The sequence below is a fragment of the Pseudomonas sp. genome, from assembly GCF_049590575.1.
Lineage (GTDB): Bacteria > Pseudomonadota > Gammaproteobacteria > Pseudomonadales > Pseudomonadaceae > Aquipseudomonas.
On record NZ_JBAWDE010000297.1, the window covers coordinates 1 to 3,582 of the forward strand.

The window sequence follows — 3,582 nt, forward strand, 5'->3', positions numbered from 1 at the left end:
GACTGATACTCCGCATTCGCGAGCAAGCCCGCTCCCACATGTTCAGCTCTAGAGTGAACTCCAGATCAGTTCTTGTACTCGGTATCGCTACGCTCCAGCTGCCGAATCAGCGCATTCCAATGCCGCGCTACCCCCGGCCCCTCGCCACTGGCATGCGCCTTGGCTTGCTGCTCGACTTTTTCCACCACCTCGGCCGGCGGGAAGATCAGCTCCGCATTCCCTGCCGCCTGCGCCGCGACCTGAATATTGCACGCACGCTCCAACTGCTGCAGTTGCTGGAAGGCGTGTTCGACGCTCACCCCCGCCGTCAACAAGCCGTGGTTACGCAGGATCATCACACTCTTGTCGCCCAGGTCCGCCACCAGGCGTTCGCGCTCGTCGAGGTCGAGGGCAATGCCTTCATAGCCGTGGTACGCCACGCGCCCGGAAAAACCAATCGAATGCTGGGAGATCGGCAGCAGGCCGTCCTTTTGCGCCGACACCGCAATACCGTCGCGGGTGTGCGTGTGCAGCACCGCTTGCAAGTCGTGGCGTGCACCGTGGATGGCGCTGTGGATCACGTAGCCGGCGTAGTTGATGCCCAGGCCGGTCGGGTCATCGACAATGGTGCCGTCGAGGTCGACCTTGACCAGGTTGGAGGCGCTGATTTCATCGAACAACAAGCCGAAGGCATTGATCAAAAAATGCTCCTCCGGGCCCGGCACGCGGGCGGAGAAGTGCGTGTAGATATGGTCGGTCCACTTGTACAGGGCCGCCAGACGATAGGCGGCGGCCAGTTTGACGCGCACCTCCCATTCTTCCGGGGTGACGCGCTGGCGAACAGTGTTGGAAACGCTGGAGATCGAGGTGACGCTGCTCATGGCAAAACTTCCTGGATGGCCTTAAGGACTTCCAGGCAAGCCTATGGGATGCAAAAAAATAATAAAAAGCACATTTTAATCTAAGCTAATTATTATATTTTTTTATGATCCTCAGGCAGCGTTGCGAATCTTGTGCAGCGAATCGGCCACCCACTTGCCGAAAGCATCCACCGGGCCTTGCAGGTTGCCGAGGAAGTGCGGGTAGATCAGCCACAAATCCATCACCGGCTTGAAGTCCTTGAGCGGCATCACCGCCAATTGCTCACGGTGCGCGCTGCGTTCCAGCAAGGGCCGTGGCACCAGGCCCAGGCCGAGGCCGTCAGCGACCAGGCCCAATTGCAGCTCGGTGCCAAAGGTTTCCAGGTTGACCCGCAGCGCCAGGCCCTGGTCGGACAAGGTGCGTTGCAAACCGGCGCGGAAGCCGCAGCCGTCCGGGTTGAGAATCCAGCCGTTCTGGTACACATCCGCCAGTTTGCAGGGCTTTTTCGGCAACTGGGCCTTGGCGCAGACCACCACCAATTCCATCTTGCCGATGGACTCGCCGACGACGTTATCCGGGAAAATCTTGCCCGCCGGGAACAGCGCAACCGCCGCGTCGAGCTCACCGCGTTCGATCTTGCCCACCAGTTGGCTGCCCCAACCGGTGGCAACCTGGGCACGCAGGTCGATGTACTCGGTCCGCAGGTGCTTGAGCGCATCCAGCAGCACCACATCGCCGATGGTCTGCGGCACGCCCAGGCGCAGCAGGCCGGTGGGCGGCGCGTCGGTGGCGACCAGTTCGCGCAGGGCGTCCATCTCGCGCAGGATCAACCGGCACTGCTCGTAGACGCGCCTACCGATCAGCGTAGGCTTGAGGGGCTTGGTGTTGCGGTCGAACAGTTCCACACCCAGCGCCTGCTCGAAGTTCTGCACGCGGCGGGTAATGGCCGGCTGGGTCAGTTGCAACGACTCGGCGGCATGGCTGATGGACTGGCAACGAATCACTTCGACAAAGGCATCGATATCGTCAATTTTCATTTGGGCCGCACATAGAGAACAGTCATTAAGATGTGTGCGAAGCATAGTTGCAGGAACGTTGTCTGGATAGCCCACCCTCCAATCGATAACGTCTAACGCTATTCAGACCGGTTCTAAATTACCTATAGCTATAAGCTAATCATTAAAAAATAGCATATTAACCATAAACATTATGCTTAGATAAACCCATCAACGCAGACCAACGATGGAATTGTCATGACCCAGGCCCGACACCCCGAGAGACTCAGAGCCTTTATTGGCGCCCTGGCGGAATTGATCGACGGCAATCCACGTGAAGGCGACCTGTTGCACCGTGGCGGCAAGCTGCTGGCGCAACTGGTCAGCCACGATGACTGGCTCCCCGATGAATTTGCCCAACCCGACCCCGAGCGCTACCAGCAATTCCTGCTGCATGCCGATTCGCGCCAGCGGTTCAGCATCGTCAGCTTTGTGTGGGGGCCGGGGCAAAGCACGCCGATTCATGACCACCGCGTGTGGGGCCTGATCGGTATGTTGCGCGGCGCGGAGTTCTCCCAGGGCTTCGAGCGCGCGCCCGACGGCCGCCTGGTCGCCGAGGGCAAGCCGATCCAATTGGTGCCGGGCCAGGTCGAGGCGGTGTCGCCCAAGGTCGGCGATATCCACCAGGTCAGCAATGCCCACAGCGACCAAGTGTCGATCAGCATTCATGTGTACGGCGCCAATATCGGTGCGGTACGCCGCGCGGTGTACCAGCCCGACGGCAGCGAGAAACTGTTTATCTCCGGTTATTCCAACGCCTTCCTCCCGAATATCTGGGATTTGTCCAAAGAAAAGAGCCCTGCCCTATGACCACCGTATCGACCCGTAGCTTCGCCCGGATTCGCCAGGCCCTGTTGGACCGTGAAGAAGTCGCCCTGATCGACGTGCGCGAAGAAGCGCCGTTTGCCGAGTCCCACCCGCTGTTCGCGGCGAACATCCCGCTGTCCAAGCTGGAACTGGAGGTGTATTCGCGCATCCCCCGGCGTGATACCCAGGTCACGGTTTATGACAACGGTGAAGGCCTCGCCGCGCGTGCCGCCGAGCGCCTGGTCGCGCTGGGCTACACCCAGGTCAGCCTGCTGGAAGGTGGGCTGGACGGCTGGCGCAGGGCCGGTGGCGAGCTGTTTATCGACGTGAACGTGCCGAGCAAGGCATTCGGCGAACTGGTCGAGAGCGAGCGCCACACGCCGTCGCTGGCCGCCGAAGAAGTGCAGGCACTGCTCGACAGCCAGGCCGATGTGGTGGTGCTCGACGCGCGCCGTTTCGACGAATACCAGACCATGAGCATCCCCACCGGTATCAGCGTGCCCGGTGCCGAACTGGTGCTGCGCGCGCGTGAACTGGCGCCGGACCCGGCCACCCGCATCATCGTCAACTGCGCCGGGCGCACCCGCAGCATTATCGGCACCCAATCGCTGATCAATGCCGGCGTGGCGAACCCGGTGTCGGCGCTGCGCAACGGCACCATCGGCTGGACGCTGGCCGGGCAGAAACTTGCCCACGGCCAGTCCCGCCGCTTTGCCCCGACCTCGGAAGAACACCGTCAAATCGCGGCGCAGGATGCACGTCGGGTGGCCGACAAGGCCCGCGTCGGCCGCGCCAGCCTGGCCGACCTGCAACGCTGGCAGCAGGAACCGAGCCGCACCACCTACCTGTTCGATGTACGCACCCCGGAAGAATTCGACAC

Annotated in this window: 4 protein-coding genes; 2 read left to right on the plus strand and 2 right to left on the minus strand. The window is 61.5% G+C overall.

Annotated elements, in window-relative coordinates:
* Positions 1–65: 65 nt before the first annotated feature.
* Positions 66–860, minus strand: coding sequence for a class II aldolase/adducin family protein (locus WBR57_RS20910; RefSeq protein ID WP_424086204.1), 795 nt, complete (start codon positions 858–860; stop codon positions 66–68).
* A 111-nt stretch (positions 861–971) separates the two neighbouring features.
* Positions 972–1,877: a LysR family transcriptional regulator gene (locus WBR57_RS20915; RefSeq protein ID WP_424086206.1), complete on the minus strand. Its 906-nt coding sequence runs from the start codon at positions 1,875–1,877 to the stop codon at positions 972–974.
* A gap of 216 nt (positions 1,878–2,093) precedes the next feature.
* On the opposite strand from WBR57_RS20915, the gene WBR57_RS20920 reads away from it, so the two are divergent.
* The gene (locus WBR57_RS20920; protein ID WP_065906162.1) at positions 2,094–2,705 is read left to right on the plus strand and encodes a cysteine dioxygenase; all 612 of its coding nucleotides are present in this window, start codon (positions 2,094–2,096) and stop codon (positions 2,703–2,705) included.
* On the plus strand, positions 2,702–3,582 hold an 881-nt coding region (locus WBR57_RS20925), incomplete at its 3' end, for a rhodanese-like domain-containing protein (RefSeq protein ID WP_424086208.1). The genes WBR57_RS20920 and WBR57_RS20925, both read left to right, overlap by 4 nt.

Excerpts from the sequence above, each read along its gene's own strand:
- WBR57_RS20910 (WP_424086204.1), bottom strand. The coding sequence starts at position 860 with ATGAGCAGCGTCACCTCGATCTCCAGCGTTTCCAACACTGTTCGCCAG.
- WBR57_RS20915 (WP_424086206.1), bottom strand. The coding sequence starts at position 1,877 with ATGAAAATTGACGATATCGATGCCTTTGTCGAAGTGATTCGTTGCCAG.
- WBR57_RS20920 (WP_065906162.1), top strand. The coding sequence starts at position 2,094 with ATGACCCAGGCCCGACACCCCGAGAGACTCAGAGCCTTTATTGGCGCC.